The organism is Kribbella sp. NBC_00662 (assembly GCF_041430295.1).
In the GTDB taxonomy this organism is placed as follows: Bacteria; Actinomycetota; Actinomycetes; order Propionibacteriales; family Kribbellaceae; genus Kribbella.
On record NZ_CP109029.1, the window covers coordinates 7,742,637 to 7,760,068 of the forward strand.

Sequence of the window (17,432 nt, forward strand, 5' to 3'; positions counted from 1 at the left end):
ATCGAGAGTGGCCTACTGGGCGCGGTCCGTCAAGGGCAACTGACCGACGTTGTCAGCCGGCCAGGGCCTGCAGGGTCGGCTGCTCGCGCTGGACGACGACGGTGCGCGCGGTGGCGAGAGCGGTCTTGATGGCGGCCGGTTCGGGGGACCTGGTCCAGTTCGACCACAACACCACGAGCAGCCGGTTCCCGACTGGCACCGCGTAGGAGTCCCCTCCCTGCGCCGTGCCGTGGGACGAGATCGCCATCGAGCCCGCCGGCAGCTTCGCACCGGTCGGCGCCGGCTGTACGCCGATCCGGTCCGGGCAGATCGTGCTCAAGGTCCGGAGATCCTTCAGTGCAGCCTGTACGCCGCCTTGCTGGTAGACGATCCGCTCCTCGGACACGAACTCCGACGGACCCGCACTCCACACCAGCTGCCGCCGGGCCATCCGCAACTTCTCGCTGGTCAGCCCCGTGGCGGTCGTCCCGCACAGGCCGGCAACGGTCGGCGAGTTCAGAGTCGTGATCGGCGCACCCAACGGCCGCATCCCTGGCACGTCCTTGACCCCGAGGCCGCCGGTCGCGAGCGCTGCGGCCGCTCGTGCGTCGTTCAACGGCGTCGGCGTCGGCGTTGCCGAGGTAACCACCACCGGCGACGCGGCCGCATCGTCCTTCTTCTGCCCACCGCACGCCGCGACGGCTCCGACACTCGCTACGACCAGCGCGACAACAACCGCTTTCCGCATTTGCACGACCGCGAACATAGCCGACGCGAGGGTTCAGGAATTGCTCACAGCCCGAGGTAGGCGAGAACGGCGAGCACGCGTCGGTGACCGGAATCGGTCGGCGGCAGGTCGAGCTTGAGGAAGACGTTGCCCACATGCTTGTGTACGGCGCCCTCGGAGATCACCAGCTTCTCCCCGATCGCCGTGTTACCGAGCCCCTCGGCCATCAGTGCGAGTACTTCGCGTTCCCGTGGCGTGAGCCGGTCGAGCGGACTGCTCCGCTTGACCATGAGCTGGCTGACCACCTCCGGGTCGAGCACAGTCCCGCCGGCGGCAACCCGGCGTACCGCTTCGAGGAACTCGTCGACGCGGGACACCCGGTCCTTCAGCAGGTACCCGACGCCCTCGCTGCCGCCGGCGAGGAGCTCCGCCGCGTAGACCTCCTCGACGTACTGCGAGAACACCAGCACCGGGAGCCCCGGCCGGACACGGCGGGCCTCGATCGCGGCGCGCAGGCCCTCGTCGGTGAAGGTGGGTGGCAGCCGTACGTCGACCACTGCGATGTCCACCTGGTGCTCGGCGATCGCCTTTGCGAACTCGTCCGCGTCGGTGGCGACCGCGGCGACCTCGAAGCCGGAGTTGTTCAGCACCAGGCTCAGGCCCTCGGCGAGGATCGGGTTGTCCTCGAGGATGATCACCCGCACGGAAGGATCACCTCGACGGTGGTCGGCCCACCGATCGGGCTCTGCAGCTCCATGTGACCGTCGATCGCCTGCACGCGGTGGAGCATGCCATGCAGCCCACTCCCCCGGCCCAGCAGGTCGGACTGCTCACTGATCCGCGCCCCGCCGATCCCGTCGTCCATGACGGCCAGATAGAGCTCCGTGCCACGCCGCTCGAGCTGTACGTCGACGTGCCCGGCCGCACTGTGCTTGGTGATGTTGGTGAGCGACTCCGCGACCACGAAGTACGCAGCGGCCTCTACTGCGGCTGGGACCTCGCCCAGTTCGCCGATGCGCAGCTGGACCGGCAGCGGGCACCGGGCGGCCAGTGCGGAGACCGCTCCGACCAGACCGCGGTCGGCAAGGATCGGCGGGTACATGGTCCGCAGTACGCCGCGCAGCTCGGTCATGGCCTGCTCTGCGCCGTCGCGGGCGTCGTCGAGCAGTTTGGCGGCCTTCTCGGGGTCCTCGGCCATGGTCTGCTTCGCGATGCCGATCCGCATCGCCAGCGACACCAACTGCGCCTGCGTCCCGTCATGCAGGTCCCGCTCGATCCGCCGCAGCTCCGCGCCGTGCGAGTCGACAGCACCAGCGCGGCTCTTGGTGAGCTCCTCGACCCGCTGCGACAGCCGGTGCATCTCGACCTCGTCCGTGCTCGGAGCCAGCAGGTGGCGCGCCGCACGAGCATGTCCGCGGGCCAGCGCCGGAGCTCCCCAGCCGAGAACCGCGATGCTGACCAGGATCTGGAGCGGGCCGAGTGTGAGCGCCTCGGCCCAGCTGTCGACGTCGGCACCCATCAGCGAGAAGTTGCCCGGGTCGGTGCTCCACAGCACCATGCCGGCGACGGCGGCGGGCGCGCCGACCAGTCCGAAGACCGCGACGAGCAGTTCGGGGACCATGGCCAGCGGCATCAGCAGCAGCCACAGGCTGCGCTTGAACGACCTGTCCCGGAACAACGTGACGACATCGCCCGGCTGACGCGGTGTTGCGGCCGGCAGGGGCGCACCCTCGGGCACGCCGAGGTACTTGGCCGCTCTCCTGCGCTCACTGTTGGCCAGCTTCACCAGTGCGCCGGTGAACGGCGTGATCAACCAGCCGAGGAGCACACCGTTCGGCAGCGCCAGCAACAGCAGGAGCGCCCGTAGGTAGCGAACCGCCAGGTAGGCACATGCCCGCCCGCCCCGAGCCAGGATCTTGTTGACCATGACTCATATCTTCCGGGACGGCCGGGCACGTGTCGGTACAGCAGGCTCTACCTTCTGCCGTCTAGCAGTCCGGAACGCCAGGAAGCTTGGCGTTCGGATCGTCGATGTAGATGTTGGTCATGTAGCCGTTCTGATCGCGGAGCTTGGCCCACCAGTTGTTGGTGTAGCCGTTCGCCGTCACCGTGTCGCCCTGGACCTGGCACTCGACGAACACCTGCGTCGGACCGGCCAGCGTGGTCACCACCGAGTCGGTCAGGTGCGGCCCCGAGCGGACGTTCACGCCGTTGCCCCAGGTGGTGAAGTTGTACTCCGGCGGGTTCGGGTCGCCGCCGTTCACCAGCTGCATGTAGTAGTTCCAGTTCCAGTTCGGTCCCGGGTCGGTGTGGTCGTTGCCGGGCATCTCGCTGTGGCCCCTGATGTGGTTGCGATCCTTCGGGATGCCACGACGATCGGCGATGTTCGCGGTCAGCGCGGCCGACGACCGGTACATCGCGTCGGTGAACCACGACGGCTGGTCGATGAACCCCTCGTGCTCGATACCGATCGCGTACGGGTTCGCGCTGCGGGCGTGCCAGGCGGTGTCCTTCTCGGCCACCATCTGGGTGATCTGGCCGTCGCTCGACCGGACCACGTAGTGCGCGCTGACCTGGGCCGCCGGGTCCTTGAACCAGCTGATCGTGCCGGCGTACGAGCCCTGGGTCACGTGGATCACGATCGTGGTGATCGCCTGCGTGCGGCCGACCGCGTAGTTGCAGGTGCAGGCCGGGTTCCAGATCGCGCCCGGGTAGTCGGCGGCCTGGACCGATGACTTGCTCTTCGTGCCGAGCGGGGAGACGTTCGCGTAGGCGCCGAGGTCCGGTGTGACCTTCTTCGGCTCGGTCGAGACGCCGGCGGTGCTGACGCCGCGGGCGATCACCCGGTAGACCTCGTCTGCGTACAGGCGCGCGGTCGGGCCGTCGGCGGAATGCGAGTACTTCGCGATCACGGAGTACCACTTGCCGAGATCGGAGCGGTCCTGCAGAGCCGCTTGATCGGCGTACGCATCGAGGACCGCGGCGGCGCCGAGGATGTTCGACGTGTCGTCCTTGGTCAGCTCGGCGACCGGTAGCCCGGTCAGTTTGCTTGCCTCGGACATCGTCTTGTTGGTGTTGTTGGCGACCAGGTGCATGACGCCGTAGCCGTTCGCCTGGCTCGGCATGCCGTTGTGGCCGTCCAGGTGCGTCTCGGCGAATCCGACGCCGACCAGGACCTCACGGGGTACGTCGTACTTCGCGGCGGCGGTCTGGAACGCGGACGCGAGGTCCGGCTGACCGGTGGGTTGGGGTGGCTGGGCTGCGTTGCTCGGAAGGGCTGTCAGCGCGAGTGCTCCGACAGCAAGCAGAATCGTGGCGGTCTTCCGCATGGGCGGCGGTCCTTCCCTCTGTCTGGTCCGCCGAGGGGCGTCGGCGGTCCCGGAAGTCACGCTAAGGGAAGATCTTCCGTCCGATCCAGTGTTTGAGTGAATTTTTTCCCGTCACCGTCGGAACAACACCTGACCACGGAGCGCGATCAAGCGCGGGTGGGTGAGTACGGCGGGGTTCGCGCGCGGGTCCTCGTCGTACACGACCAGGTCGGCCGGATCGCCGGGCCGAAGCTCGCTCGGGGCACCGAGCCAGGCCCGAGCCGCCCACGATCCCGCGGCCAGGGCCTGCTCCCCCGACATGCCGATCCCGGTCAGCGCCTGGATCTCCTGGGCGACGAGACCGTGCCCGAGGACGCCGCCCGCGTCGGTCCCCGCATAGACCGGTACGCCGGCCTCGAACGCGTCCCGCAGCCGGTGCAGGCGGCGGTCGTACAGGTCGCGCATGTGCGCCGAGTAGACCGGGAACTTCGCGGCAGCCTGGTCGGCGTACTCCGGGAAGTTCTCGAGCTGGATCAGCGTGGGGACGACCGCGACGCCACGGTCGGCCATCTGGGCCAGCAGGTCCGGCTCGAGGCCGGTGCCGTGCTCGATGCAGTCGATGCCGGCGGCAAGCAGGTCGGGCAGGGCATGCTCGCCGAAGACGTGCGCGGTGACGCGGGCGCCGAGCTCGTGCGCGCGGGCGATCGCCGCGGTCAGCGCCTCGGCCGGCCAGCACGGGGTCAGGTCGCCGGCCTCGCGGTCGATCCAGTCGCCGACGAGCTTGACCCAGCCGTCACCACGACGGGCCTCCTGCTCGACGTACGCGACCAGCTCCTCCGGCTCGATCTCCCAGCCGTAGTTGCGGATGTAGCGCTTGGAGCGGGCGATGTGGCGGCCGGCACGGATGATCTTCGGCAGGTCCTCGCGGTCGTCGATCCAGCGGGTGTCGGCGGCCGAGCCGGCGTCGCGGACCAGCAGCGCGCCGGCGTCGCGGTCGACGATCGCCTGCTGCTCCTGGATGTCCGCGTCGACGGCGCCGTGCTGGTCGAGGCCGATATGGCAATGCGCATCGACCAGGCCGGGCACGATCCACCCACCGGTGTGCACTGTGGTCACATCACCAGCGGCGGGCCGGTCGACGACCAGCCCACCGCTGAGATGGAGCTCCTGCTGCTCACCGGCCGGCAACACCGTGCCGACGAGCTTGAGAACGGTCATGGATCCGACCGTATCGGGGACCTCTCAGCCGTGCGAGCCGCCGCCCGGCGTACAGGTCGGGGTGGTGGGCTCGTTGCCCGCGCACGGCGTCCCGGTCGGAGTCTGCGTCGGAGTGTCCGTGGGCGTCTGGGTCGGAGTCTGCGTCGGAGTCTCCGTAGGCGTCTTGGTCGGAGTCTTCGTCGGCGTCTTGGTGGGGGTCTTGGTCGGTGTCGACGTCGGCCGGTGCGTCGGCGTACCGGTCGGGGTGTCGATCGGCTTCGGCACGGTGGGCTTGTCCCACTCCGTCGACGGCGGCGTGGACGGCAGCACCGGCGGCGGCACGGTCGCCGTGGGCGTCGCGGTCGCGGTGGTCGTCTTGGTGTCGTCCGGCACGTCGGGGACCTGCCGCGGGTCGACCTTGCGGTCGGCGTTGCCGGTCCACTTCGCGGCGGCGATGTTGCCGGTCGCGTTGGGGATCAGGACCGCGTTCTTGCTGTAGACCCGCATCCACTTCAGCACGGTGGCGACGAAGTCCTTGGAGTGCTGGTAGCGCAGCAGGGCCTCGACCAGGTCCCGCGGCTGCTTCAGGTCGTCGCCCTCGGAGCAGAGCACCACGGCGACGGTGGTGACCGCGTCGTACACGTTGTTGGGGTTGCGGAAGCCGTCGCCGTTGCCGTCGGCCCCGAACTCGTCCCACACCTGCGGGATGATCTGCATCGGCCCGACGGCCCGGTCGTACGTCGCGTCGCCGTCGAACTTGCCCTTGTCCGAGTCCATGATCCGGCCGTTGCCGTGCCGGCCGTTCAGCACCGGGCCGAGGATGCGGCCGCGGGTGGTGCCGGCCACGTCGACGCGGCCGCCGCTGGCGTGGTCGGACTCGACCTTGCCGACGCCGGCGAGCAGCGGCCAGGTGAGGCCGCAGTTCGGCCGGACGACCGCGAGGTTGGCGGTGGCGCGGCGGTAGGCGGGGAACACCCCGCGGGGAATGCCGTTCACTGCTCCCGGCCGGCCGGGACGGACGACCGATCGGCCGTCGGTCGCCCCCTGCACGGGGACGTCGGCACGGGCGGGTTGGTCTGATCCGAGCCGGCCGTCCACTCCCGGACGCTGCGGCACGATCATCGTCAGCTCGTCGAACTCACCACTGTTCAGCCCGGCTCCAGGCGATGGGGCGACCGGGTTGGTACCAGCGAGCTGGCCGGTGGCACCGGCCCCGCCCGAAGCAACTGTCACGATGGCCCCGACCAGGAGCGGGGCCGTGCACAGTGAAGCGATGATTATTTTGACCCGACGGTTACCACTACGGGTTAGGCGCATAGCCCCTTCAACGAACCATGCGCCACAAAGTTACATCAAGACGACGCAAAGTTACGGGCCACAGAAACCTCTCGGAAAACCGGCACCGAGGTAACGATCGCGGCTACCTGACGACGCCTCGGGAGTGAGCGTACAGCTCGCCTCAGTTGCCCGCCGACGGGGCGTCGCCCGGGGTGGCCGCCGCGGTCTTCGTCGGGTCGGACTCCGGACCGGTCGAGCTGCACGTGGTCGGCGGCGTCGTCGGCGGGTCGCTCGGCGTCGTCGTCGGCTCGCCTGACGGGGTGGTCGTCGGCGACTCGCTCGGCGTCGTCGTGGGCGAGGTCGGCGGCGTCGTCGGCGTACAGGTCGGGTCACCCGGCGTGGTCGGCGGGGTGGTGGGCGGAGTCGTCGGCGGCGTGTACGGCGGCTTGGTGGGCGACGTCGACGTCGAGCCCGGGCCGTTCGTCGGCCGAGCGACGGTCGGCTTCGTCGTGCTCGGGCGGCTGCTGGTCGGCCGGGACGTGGTCGGGACGACCGGCCGCGTGGTCGACGGCACCGTGGTCGGCACGGTGGTCGGGGCGGTGGTCGGAGGCGGCGTCGTGGGCGGCGGCGTGGTCGCCGTACGCTCGTCGTCGTCGCCGTTGTTGCCGCCGTCGCCCGGGGTGTCGATCGTGCCCGGCCGGTCCGGCACCGTCACGGTGTCCTTGCTGTAGGACTGCATCCACCGCAGCACCGTCGAGACGTAGTCCATCGAGTGGTTGTAGCGCAGCACTGCCTGGACCAGGCCCGCCGGGTCGGCCAGGTTCGCGCCGCCGGAGCAGAGGTAGTCCCCTGTCGCCCGGGCCGCGTCGAAGACGTTGTGCGGGTCCTTGATCCCGTCGCCGTTGCCGTCCGCGCCGAACGCCCGCCAGGTGCCGGGGATGAACTGCATCGGCCCGACCGCGCGGTCCCAGGTCGTGTTCCCGTCGTACACACCCTGGTCGGTGTCGGCGATCGCCGCCATCCCAGGGCCGCCGTCGAGGACCGGGCCGAGGATCTTGCCGCGGGTGTTGCCGTTCGCGTCGACCTTGCCCCCGCTGGCGTGACCGGACTCCACCTTGCCGATGCCGGCCAGCAGCGGCCAGGTCAGGTGGCAGCCGGGCATCGAGAGCGCGAGGTCCCGGGCCGCCTTCTGGTACGCCGCCAGCACCGTGCCCGGGATGCCCGAGGTGTCACCGATCACGCCCGGGATGGGCTGCACGGTGCCGTCGGTCGTCCCGGTCACCGGGACCCCGATCGTGGACTTCTCCTGCGTCGGCAGGCTGCCGTCGACACCGGGCTGGGTCGGCACGTTGTTGGCCAGGTCGTCGAAGACCGCGTCCTGGCGCGGAGCGGCCAGCGCGTGCGCGTCGACGATGAACGTGTTCGAGGTGACGCCGCCGACGACGAACACGGCGACCATGGCAGTGGGAGGCGCCAAGCAGGTGCAAGCGGCGGACAACTTGCCCCGCCACGTGTCCAGGTTCTTGAACTGCTGCCTCATCCGAACCGTCCTCGACGCATTCCGCAGGTGGTGTGTCTCTCGGGCGTAGGCACGATCTTAGCCGCCGTGGGGTCGTGATCAACCGGTCACAGTGCGCCGCTGCGCGCTGTTAAGGGTTTTCCGGCAGGCGTGTGCAGCCTGTGGTCGCCGAAAGTTCACACTACGGACACTGCCCTTTCGGGAAGTGCGGTTCAGTTGCCGCCGAGCATCTTCTTCAGGTCGTCGGGAAGCTCGAAGTCGCCGCCGTCCTGGCGGCCGCCGAACGCGGCCGGGAGCTGGCCCGGCTGCGGCGCCTGCGGCTGGGGGTTGCCCTGGTTCGCCCGCTTGGCGGGGTTGCCGGAGCCGCGCTTCTTGCCCTTCTTCGCCTGCTGCTTGGCCTTCCGCGCCCCACCGGCGCCCGCACCCGGCATACCCGGCATGCCGGGCATCCCCGGGATCCCCTTGCCGGAGGCCATCGCGGACATCATCTTGCGGGCCTCGAAGAACCGCTCGACCAGACCGCTCACGGTGGCGACCTCGGTGCCGGAACCCTTCGCGATCCGGGCCCGGCGGGAGCCGTTGATGATGTTCGGATCGTTCCGCTCGGCCGGCGTCATCGAGTGGATGACCGCCTCGATCCGGTCGATCTCGCGCTCGTCGAAGTTCTCCAGCTGGTCCTTGAACTGGTTCGCACCGGGCAGCATGCCGAAGATCTTGGTCAGCGGGCCCATCTTGCGGACCGACTGCATCTGGGCGAGGAAGTCGTCCAGGGTGAAGTCCTTGCCGCCCTTCTTCTGCAGCTTGGCGGCGGTCTTGGCCGCCTCCTCCGCGTCGAAGGAGCGCTCGGCCTGCTCGATCAGGCTCATCACGTCGCCCATGCCGAGGATGCGCGAGGCCATCCGGTCGGGGTGGAAGACGTCGAAGTCCTCGAGCTTCTCGCCGTTGCTGGCGAACATCACCTGGCGGCCGGTGACCTGCGCGATCGACAGCGCGGCGCCACCGCGGGCGTCACCGTCGAGCTTGGACAGTACGACGCCGTCGAAGCCGACGCCGTCGAGGAAGGCCTGCGCGGTGGTGACCGCGTCCTGGCCGATCATCGCGTCGACGACGAACAGGATCTCGTCCGGGCTGACCGCGTCGCGGATGTCCGCGGCCTGCTTCATCAGCTCCTCGTCGACACCCAGCCGGCCGGCGGTGTCGACGATCACGACGCTGTACTGCTTGGACCGGGCCTCGTCCATCGCCTTGCGGGCGACGTCCACCGGGTCGCCGACGCCGTTGCCGGCCTCGGGCGCGAACACCGGCACGCCGGCGCGCTCACCGACGACCTGCAGCTGGGTCACCGCGTTCGGCCGCTGGAGGTCGGCGGCGACCAGCATCGGGGTCTGGTGCTGCGTCTCGCGCAGCCACTTGGCTAGCTTGCCGGCCAGGGTGGTCTTACCTGCACCCTGCAGACCGGCGAGCATGATCACCGTCGGCGGCCGCTTCGCCATCCGCAGCTCGCGGGTCTCGCCGCCGAGGATCTTGACCAGTTCCTCGTTGACGATCTTGATCACCTGCTGCGCCGGGTTCAGCCCGCCGCGCACCTCGGCCCCGCTGGCGCGTTCCCGCACCGCCGCGATGAACTCCCGCACCACCGGCAGCGCGACATCGGCCTCCAGCAACGCGATCCGGATCTCCCGGGTGGTCGCGTCGATATCGGCGTCGGTCAGCTTGCCCTTGCCCCGCAGATTCTTGAACGCGGTGGAGAGCCGATCGGAAAGCGTGTCGAACACGAGAAACAGTCCGTTTCGTCGAAGCGATGAACTCCCCGAGTCTACCGGCCCCACAACCTGTGGATAACTCCGGCGGCACAGCACCCTTCCTAGCTACCGTGAACGCCATGCCACTGGACATCCCAGCCTTCAACGCGGCGTTCAACCGGGCCTACGACCGAGTCCACCGCGGCGCACAGCCCGCGGACCTCGCAGCCGAACAGGACAAGCTGCGAGAGCTGGTGCCGGCCGATGCCTCAGAGCACGACCGCACCTGGACCGGCCATCTCATCAACGACCTCGCCGAGCCGCCTCCTCCACCTCCGGCGCGAAGTGACCTCTACCGCGAAGCCGTGCAGATCCACGTCGCCGTTTATCCGCCGAAGGGCACGACGGAAGAGCAGATCGCGATGCTGGCGGATGGGCGCCGCAGGATCTGGGAGCTCGCCGATCGCGCCTCGGCCGACGAGGAGTGGGACATCCGTGCGATGACGGGGGATCTGGAGTCCATGGAGAACTGGCTCCGCAATCCGTCGTTCCCGCTGACCGACACTCCGTTCCCCGATGCCTGAGACGGCTCAGCGCGTCCCTGAGGACTCGCCGACGTATCGCGAGTTCAGGCGGCTGTACGACCTCGCGCGCCAACTCCGGCCGACTGGCGTCGACCGCTGGAACCGTGAGCTGTACGCGACGAGCAGCCTCGGCGGCTTCGACCACCAGACCGGCGCGGTTCAGATCCACGGGTCGCTTCTTCGTGAGGGGCTGACGAGGGATCCGGCAGCCAACCGTCGGATGCAGGCGCGCGCAGTGGCGACGGTTCTCGAACAGGTCACGCAAGCGGGCATGCCGATAGAGGCGCCGGGCGAGGCCAACGTCATCCGAACGACCCAGTCACGGGGCCTGCACGACGGCGTCGCGTCGGTCCGGGCGGCAGCCGACCTGCGGACCTTCAGCAGACAGGCCGGATATCTGAGCCTCGCATTCGACGACGCTCAACAGACGGGCGCCTTCGCAGCGGCGAACGGTTTGATCCAGCAGGCGTCCGGTCCGAATGTCGATCGTGAGACGTTGATCGACCGACTCACGCACGGGCCGGCGGTGATGCATTTCGATCAGTTGGCTGAAGCTGTCGTGCGGAATCGGCTGGCTGAGGTCGCGCCGGTTGAGGGGCCGGATCGGCGGGAGGTTCGGCGGCAGTTGATTGCGACGATGTTGCATCCGCGGTGGGATTCGTTGGCGCAGCGGTCGCCGGAGGCTGGGCGGCAGGTGGCCGAGGACATCGGGCGGGCGCTCAACGCGAAGGTTGAAGAGCTTCGGAGAAGGCGTCCGTGGGCAGATCGGCAGGCATCGGCGGACGGGGCTCGACATCCTGCGGAGAAGCAGCCGCGGCTGCTGCCCGAGCAGACGGCAGGTGGGACAACCCGTGCGGCTGCGGAGGGGACGGAGGAGCTGGCTGCAGCTCGGTTCTTGAGCGGCGTGGCGCCGGCTGCGGGGGCGGTGGGGCGGGGGTCAGCGCTTGGGGACGGTTCGCGGGCGGCGGCTCGCGCGGCAGGGGTGGCGCGGGGTGCATCGGGGCCTGCGATGCATCGTCCTGGTGAGCCTGCGCGCGGGTAGTGAGGTGTTGATTGACAGCTGCGACGAACACATCGAGGATCTAACCGACTGATTGGCCTTTACTGGTTAGGAGCTCGGGATGCGGGTTGTGGTGGATGGGCCTTCTAACTTGGGGTTGCGGCCGCCGGGGGTGGGGGTGGTGCCGGGGTGTTACAAGTTGGCGGGGGCGGTGCGGGATCGGGGCTTTGTGGGGCGGATCGGGGCGGAGGACGGTGGGTGTGTGACGCCGCCGCGGTACGACCGGGGTGCGTGGAAGCCGGGTGACGGGGTGTTCAACGCGGCCGCGATGGCGCAGTACACGGTGAAGTTGGCGGATCGGGTGGCTCGGTTCGTCGAGGAGGGGAAGTTCGTCGTGCTGCTGGGTGGTGAGTGCAGCAACCTGCTCGGGCCGGCGTTGGCGTTGAAGCGCCTGGGGCGGTACGGCGTGGTGTACCTGGACGGGCACTCGGACTTCCGGACGGTCGACAACTCGCCGTACGTCGGGGCTGCCGGCGGCGAGGCACTCGCACTGGTCACAGGACGCGGGCAAGCGGATCTGACCGACCTCGAAGGGCTCGGACCGTACACGCGAGACACCGACGCGGCGCTGCTCGGGATCCGCGAGGACGACGAGTACGCGGCCGATGTGGTGAAGGCCGGGATCCCGGTCTGGCCGGCGTTGAAGATCGCCGAAGACGCGACCGCCGCAGCCGACGGCACGATCGAGCATCTCGAGCGGGACGAGCTGGACGGGTTCTGGGTGCACCTCGACGTGGACATCCTCGACGCCGGGATCATGCCCGCGGTCGACAGCCCGGACCCCGGCGGCATCGACCACGCCCAACTGCAAGCACTCCTGCGCCCGCTGCTCGCCTCACCGAAGTGTGTGGGGATCGACATCGGCATCTTCGACCCCGACCTCGACCAGGACGGCGTCTACGCCGCCGAGCTCACCGACACCTTGGTCGCGGCGCTCAGCTGAGGTCCCAGACGAGCGCCTGGCCGTGCGGCCCGATCGCCCCGAGCGTGCGCCGGCTGCTGTCGGGCCAGGTCTGGAGGTCGACGCGGTACTCCCAGCCCTCGGCGCCGCGGGCATGACTGATCGTGGCGTGCGGCTCGAGGCTCAGATGCGCGAGCGGTGCGGACTCGGTCGCCTGGGCGCCGAGCTCTTCCAGCCGGGCTTCGATCGCGGCTCGATCCGGCCGGCGAAGGTACTGCCACATGATCGAGTGCCACACGACCGTCACGTGCCCCTCGGACAGCTCCAGCGCGCGCAGGAACGACACGGCGTCCTCCGGGCGTACGTCGGCCGGCACCTCCCGCGCCACTTCCACCGCCCCTCGCAGACGCGTCAAACGCTCGGACTGGTCCGGCCACACGTACGACGCCAGCGTGCGAGCCCCCTCCTCGGTCAGCGGGTTCACCGGCGAAATGTCGCACCCGACCCGTTCCGCGATCCGTACGTCGGCGGACGGGATCTCCCCGACCCAGGCCGGATCGAACACCACCGGACTGTCCACCGGTCCGTACGACGCCCCGTCACCGACGTAGCGGAAGTGGTCCGCGCGCAGGTTCAGCCCGGCCGATGCGCCGATCTCGAACAACCGCACCGGTAGCGGCACGGTCTGAGCCAACTGCAGGAGACCGCCGTACAAGGCCACCGACCGGTTGACCTCGTTCGTCTGCGGCGGCTGCGTCAGCAGGGACCGGATCTCCCCCGCCCGCGACTGCAGCACCTGCTCGAACGCCTCCCAGCCGAGCACCGGGTCCCACGCGCCGCCGACGCTCGGGTAGAACGCCGCGAGCTCAGGCACGGTACCGGACAGCACCAGTCCGTGTACGGCGCCCAGCAACCGCAAACCGATCGCCTCACCGAACGACCTGTCCTCGTACCCCTCCAGTACTTCGACCGACACCCCACCGACCTCGTAGTCGTCCACGAGCAGCCGGAGCAGTTCGGCGTACATCGGCGACCCGAGGTCCTCGCAGGCGACCGCTTGGCGTTGTAAAGCCTCTACGACATGCACAGCGCTGAGACTAGAACGTCAGCCGATCGAGGACAGACTTCGCCGTCGTCCGCGCGTCCTCCGGCTCGAGCGGAGCGCCGTGACGGTCGGTGAGGTAGAAGACGTCCACGCACTCCGCACCGAGCGTGCTGACGTGGGCGGAGCGGATATCCGCACCAGTAGCCGCGATCGCCGCAGTCACGTCGTACAGCAGTCCCGGACGGTCATGCGCTCGCACCTGGAGAACAGTCGCAGTCTCGGACGCCTCCGGCAGCAGATCCACCCTGCTGGCAACCCGTGCTGCTGACGAGTCCCGTGCCGCCAACCGGCGTACGACGTCACTCGAGTCGCGCAACGCCACAGCGAGCCGGTCCCGCAACCGGACCGGATCAGGCGCCGACCCAGCAACGGTCCACTGAGAGATACCAAGACCCTCTACCGACGTGATGACCGCGGACCGCACTGCCAGTCGCTCTACAGCAAGTACGGCGGCGACTGTCGACAGCGTGCCGACCTGGTCGGGTACTGCGACGTTGATCCGCAGATCGCCGTGGTGGTCGGACACGGTGAGGCCAAGCCGCCCCACTCCAACCACCTGATGCAGCACGGGCACCGGAACAGGAGGTGCCTCGGTCCACATGCTCTCGCCGCCGCCGGACAGCTCACCGCGCACCCGCCGGCACAGCTCACCCACCAGCCGCATCCGCCACGGCGACGATGCTGCCGGTCCAGCCGCCCGCGCATCGGCGTACGTCAACGCTTCCAACAGGTCCAAAGTCTCGGTACTGCGAACGATGCCGGCGACCATGTCCACCGTCATCGGGTCATCCAGATCGCGCCGAGTAGCCACCTGGGCGAGCATCAGGTGCTGCCGGACCAGCAGGGCGATCGTGTCGGAGTCCGTCTCGTTGAATCCGATCCGCCGCGCCACCTTCGCCGCGATCGCAGCACCGGTGACGCTGTGATCGCCGTCGAGCGCTTTGCCGAGGTCATGGAGCAGTGCAGCGACCAGCAACAGGTCAGGTCGCCGTACGTCGCGGACCATCGACGACGCCTCGACACACGTCTCCAGCAGATGCCGGTCGACGGTGAACCGGTGGACCGCCGACTGCGGCGGCCGGAACCGCACCGAATCCCACTCAGGCAGGATGCGCGTTATGTACCCGGCCTGGTCCAAGGCCTCCCACACTTCAAGCAGTCCGCTGCCAGCACCCAGCAGAGCGCACAGCAACCGAAGCGCCTCCCCCGGCCACGGCACCGGTAGGTCAGCAGCCGACGCAGCCAACCGAGCACACACAGCAGGCGACAAAACGAGCTCACGGTCCGCAGCGACCGCAGCAGCGCGCAGACCGAGCACAGGGTCCCGCTCCGGTCGTGCGTCCGGCATCAGCACGACCTCGCCCTCGTGCTGACCGACTCCCTCGTCCAGCGCGAGCAGCAGCGGCCCACCGGTCCGCTGCCGGCGCCGGGAGCGCGGCGGCTTGGTCATCAGGCTCTCGACCCGTCGCCAGGACACGTCGCACACATGTGCCAGCGTCCGGCCCGTCGCGTACACATGCCGCAGCAGCTCGTCCCGCCCGGACAGACCGAGCCCAGCAGCCACCTCACCGGCCAGATCAGCCACCAGCCGGTCCGTTGCCCGGCCGGCCACCTCGTGCAGTACGTCGCGGACCTCGAGCAGATCCCGCCGCGCCCGCTCGACGACCGGATGCGGTACGTCGACCAGCCAGGACGCGACCAGCGCACGCAGTACGACGGCATCCCGCAGACCGCCGTACGCCTCCTTGAGATCGGGCTCCGCGAGATGCGCGAGCTCTCCGACATTGGACGCGCGGTCGCGGCACGCCTGGGCCAATCCGGGCAGCCGCGAACGCGCAGTACGACGCCAGTCGGCCATCAGCACGGACCGCAGCTGCAGGGTGAGGTGTGAGTCCCCCGCAACGTGGCGTGCGTCCAGCAGACCGAGCGCGACCCGGTCGTCGGCTGCGGCCGCCTCACGTGCCTCGGCCAGTGTGCGGACGCTGTGGTCCAGCTTGGTCCGCGAGTCCCACAGCGGATACCAGATCTGTGCGGCCAGCTCGTCCACCCGTGGGTACCCCTCGACGTGCACGAGCATCACGTCGAGATCGCTGTACGGCGACAGCTCCTCCCGGCCGTAGCCGCCGACCGCGACCAGCGCGACGCCCTCGGTAGGTACACCGAGGGCGTCACAGGCTTTGGAGAGGAGCAGGTACAGCAGCGCGTCGGCCTCTTCGGCACGGACGCGCCGCTGCTCTGCTCGATCAACCATCTACAGTGCGTCTCCGTCCAGTTCGCCCGTGCGAACCCGGACGATGGTGTCGACCGGGGTGACCCACACCTTGCCATCACCGATCTTGCCGGTCTGCGCGGCCTTGACGATCACATCGACCACGTCGGCGCTGTCACCGTCCTCGACGACCACCTCGAGCCGGACCTTCGGCACCAGGTCCACCTCGTACTCGGCGCCGCGATAGACCTCGGTGTGGCCCTTCTGCCGGCCGTAGCCGCTCGCCTCGGTGACCGTCATACCGGTGACGCCGAAGGTCTCCAGCGCGGCCCGGACGTCGTCCAGCTTGTGCGGCTTGACCACCGCGGTGACCAGCTTCATGCCTTGACACCTTCCTTCTCCGAGGCCTCAGTGGTGCCATTCTCCGTCTCCGCCGGCACCGGGCGCGCCGACAGCGCGCCGCGCAGACCGGACGAGCCGAGGTAGTCGTACGCCGTCTCCGCGTGCTCGACCTGGTCGACACCGGTGACCTCGTCGTCCTCCTTGAGCCGGAAGCCGATCGTCTTGTCGATCACCTTGCCCAGGATGAAGGCGACGGTGAAGGAGTACAGGCCGACGACCACGTTGGCGACCGCCTGCCGGCCGAGCTGGGTGGCTCCGCCGCCGTAGAACAACCCGTCCACGGCCGACGGGGCCGCCGCCGTACCGAGCAGGCCGATGGCCAGCGAGCCGAACAGGCCGCCGACGAAGTGCACGCCGACCACGTCGAGCGAGTCGTCGAAGCCCAGCTTGTACTTCAGCGACACCGCGAAGCAGCAGATCGCACCGGCCGCGAGGCCGAGGATCAGCGCGCCGATCGGCGAGACCGCGCCACAGGACGGGGTGATCGCGACCAGACCGGCGACCGCACCGGACGCGAGGCCCAGCGTGGTGGCCTTGCCGTGCACGATCCGCTCGACGATCAGCCAGCCGATCACGGCCGCGGCGGTGGCGGCCTGGGTGTTCACGAAGGTGACAGCAGCGGTGGTGCCGGCGCTCAGCGCGGAGCCCGCGTTGAACCCGAACCAGCCGAACCACAGCAGACCGGCGCCGAGCAGGACCAGCGGCAGGCTGTGCGGCCGCATCGGGTCCTTCTTCCAGCCGACGCGCTTGCCGAGCACGATCGCCAGTGCGAGCGCGGCGGCGCCGGCGTTCAGGTGGACCGCCGTACCACCGGCGAAGTCGACCGCCTTCAGCTTGTCACCGATCCAGCCGCCGTTGCCGTCGTCCAGGAACCAGACCGAGTGGGCGACCGGGAAGTACACCAGCAGCGTCCAGCCGACGACGAACGCGATCCAGCCGCGGAACGTGGCCCGGTCCGCGATGGCGCCGGAGATCAGCGCCGGGGTGATGATCGCGAACATCAACTGGAAGGCGACGAAAGCGAGCGTGGGCGTCGTCCCGCTCACCGCCTCCGGTGCGAGCAGGCCCTTCAGGCCGACCTCCGAGAAGTCGCCGATCACGTGCCCGGTGTCACCGGCGAACGTCAGCGAGTAGCCGACCACCACCCAGAGGATGGTGACGACGGCGATGGTGATGAAACTCATCATCATCATGTTCAGCACGCTCTTCATGCGCACCATGCCGCCGTAGAAGAAAGCCAGGCCCGGTGTCATCAGCATCACCAGGGCGGCACTGGCCAAGACCCAGGCGGTATCGCCGGCGTTGATCTCCATCAACGTCATCCCTTCCATCGATACAGGGGGTGGCCGACGTCCTCAGTCGGGAGAACTCCACAACGCCGGGGAGCCCGCGCCCAGCCACACCGCAAACGGTGTCGGCGC

General features: G+C 69.3%; 15 protein-coding genes. 3 read left to right on the plus strand and 12 right to left on the minus strand.

Translation table 11 applies throughout. The features are described from left to right. Nucleotides 1–52: 52 nt before the first annotated feature. The 8 genes from OHA10_RS38060 to ffh all read right to left on the minus strand — a co-directional run bounded on the left by OHA10_RS38060 (nt 53) and on the right by ffh (nt 9,783). Nucleotides 53–733: a hypothetical protein gene (locus OHA10_RS38060; protein WP_371403639.1), complete on the minus strand. Its 681-nt coding sequence runs from the start codon at nt 731–733 to the stop codon at nt 53–55. 38 nt (nt 734–771) lie between these two features. Further along, nucleotides 772–1,410, minus strand: a complete 639-nt coding sequence (locus OHA10_RS38065; RefSeq protein ID WP_371403640.1) for a response regulator — start codon at nt 1,408–1,410, stop codon at nt 772–774. Further along, nucleotides 1,401–2,633 carry a sensor histidine kinase gene (locus OHA10_RS38070; RefSeq protein ID WP_371403641.1) on the minus strand — a complete coding sequence of 411 codons (1,233 nt, stop codon included), beginning with the start codon at nt 2,631–2,633 and terminating at the stop codon, nt 1,401–1,403. Before OHA10_RS38070 ends, OHA10_RS38065 begins: the two co-directional genes overlap by 10 nt. A gap of 61 nt (nt 2,634–2,694) precedes the next feature. Continuing rightward, complete coding sequence (locus tag OHA10_RS38075) at nt 2,695–4,035, minus strand: N-acetylmuramoyl-L-alanine amidase (RefSeq protein WP_371403642.1); 1,341 nt, start codon at nt 4,033–4,035, stop codon at nt 2,695–2,697. A gap of 111 nt (nt 4,036–4,146) precedes the next feature. After that, nucleotides 4,147–5,232 (minus strand): amidohydrolase family protein, encoded by a 1,086-nt coding sequence (locus OHA10_RS38080; RefSeq protein WP_371403643.1) that lies wholly within the window; start codon nt 5,230–5,232, stop codon nt 4,147–4,149. A gap of 24 nt (nt 5,233–5,256) precedes the next feature. After that, nucleotides 5,257–6,444 (minus strand): lytic transglycosylase domain-containing protein, encoded by a 1,188-nt coding sequence (locus OHA10_RS38085; RefSeq protein WP_371403644.1) that lies wholly within the window; start codon nt 6,442–6,444, stop codon nt 5,257–5,259. A gap of 226 nt (nt 6,445–6,670) precedes the next feature. After that, nucleotides 6,671–8,029 (minus strand): lytic transglycosylase domain-containing protein, encoded by a 1,359-nt coding sequence (locus OHA10_RS38090; protein ID WP_371403645.1) that lies wholly within the window; start codon nt 8,027–8,029, stop codon nt 6,671–6,673. 191 nt (nt 8,030–8,220) lie between these two features. After that, a complete protein-coding gene (gene ffh / locus OHA10_RS38095) occupies nt 8,221–9,783 on the minus strand; it encodes a signal recognition particle protein (protein WP_371403646.1) in 1,563 nt (520 codons plus the stop codon). A 107-nt stretch (nt 9,784–9,890) separates the two neighbouring features. Here ffh and OHA10_RS38100 point away from each other — a divergent pair, with 107 nt between their 5' ends. The 3 genes from OHA10_RS38100 to OHA10_RS38110 all read left to right on the plus strand — a co-directional run bounded on the left by OHA10_RS38100 (nt 9,891) and on the right by OHA10_RS38110 (nt 12,337). Next, nucleotides 9,891–10,334 (plus strand): hypothetical protein, encoded by a 444-nt coding sequence (locus OHA10_RS38100; RefSeq protein ID WP_371403647.1) that lies wholly within the window; start codon nt 9,891–9,893, stop codon nt 10,332–10,334. Then, nucleotides 10,327–11,376, plus strand: coding sequence for a hypothetical protein (locus OHA10_RS38105; protein WP_371403648.1), 1,050 nt, complete (start codon nt 10,327–10,329; stop codon nt 11,374–11,376). The genes OHA10_RS38100 and OHA10_RS38105 overlap by 8 nt, the downstream gene beginning before the upstream one ends. Nucleotides 11,377–11,596: 220 nt before the next feature. Continuing rightward, nucleotides 11,597–12,337 carry an arginase family protein gene (locus tag OHA10_RS38110; RefSeq protein WP_371403649.1) on the plus strand — a complete coding sequence of 247 codons (741 nt, stop codon included), beginning with the start codon at nt 11,597–11,599 and terminating at the stop codon, nt 12,335–12,337. On the opposite strand, the gene OHA10_RS38115 is transcribed toward OHA10_RS38110, so the two are convergent. From OHA10_RS38115 to OHA10_RS38130, 4 genes are read right to left on the minus strand one after another with little or no spacing between them, the layout of a single operon-like run. After that, nucleotides 12,330–13,382 (minus strand): DUF2332 domain-containing protein, encoded by a 1,053-nt coding sequence (locus OHA10_RS38115; protein ID WP_371403650.1) that lies wholly within the window; start codon nt 13,380–13,382, stop codon nt 12,330–12,332. The two genes, OHA10_RS38110 and OHA10_RS38115, sit on opposite strands and share 8 nt — an antisense overlap. Before the next feature lie 10 nt (nt 13,383–13,392). Next, nucleotides 13,393–15,651, minus strand: a complete 2,259-nt coding sequence (locus OHA10_RS38120; protein WP_371403651.1) for a [protein-PII] uridylyltransferase — start codon at nt 15,649–15,651, stop codon at nt 13,393–13,395. Then, on the minus strand, nt 15,652–15,990 hold the full coding sequence (locus tag OHA10_RS38125) for a P-II family nitrogen regulator (RefSeq protein ID WP_130449218.1): 339 nt from the start codon (nt 15,988–15,990) through the stop codon (nt 15,652–15,654). Further along, nucleotides 15,987–17,333, minus strand: a complete 1,347-nt coding sequence (locus tag OHA10_RS38130) for an ammonium transporter (protein ID WP_371403652.1) — start codon at nt 17,331–17,333, stop codon at nt 15,987–15,989. The genes OHA10_RS38125 and OHA10_RS38130 overlap by 4 nt, the downstream gene beginning before the upstream one ends. Nucleotides 17,334–17,432 lie beyond the last annotated feature (99 nt).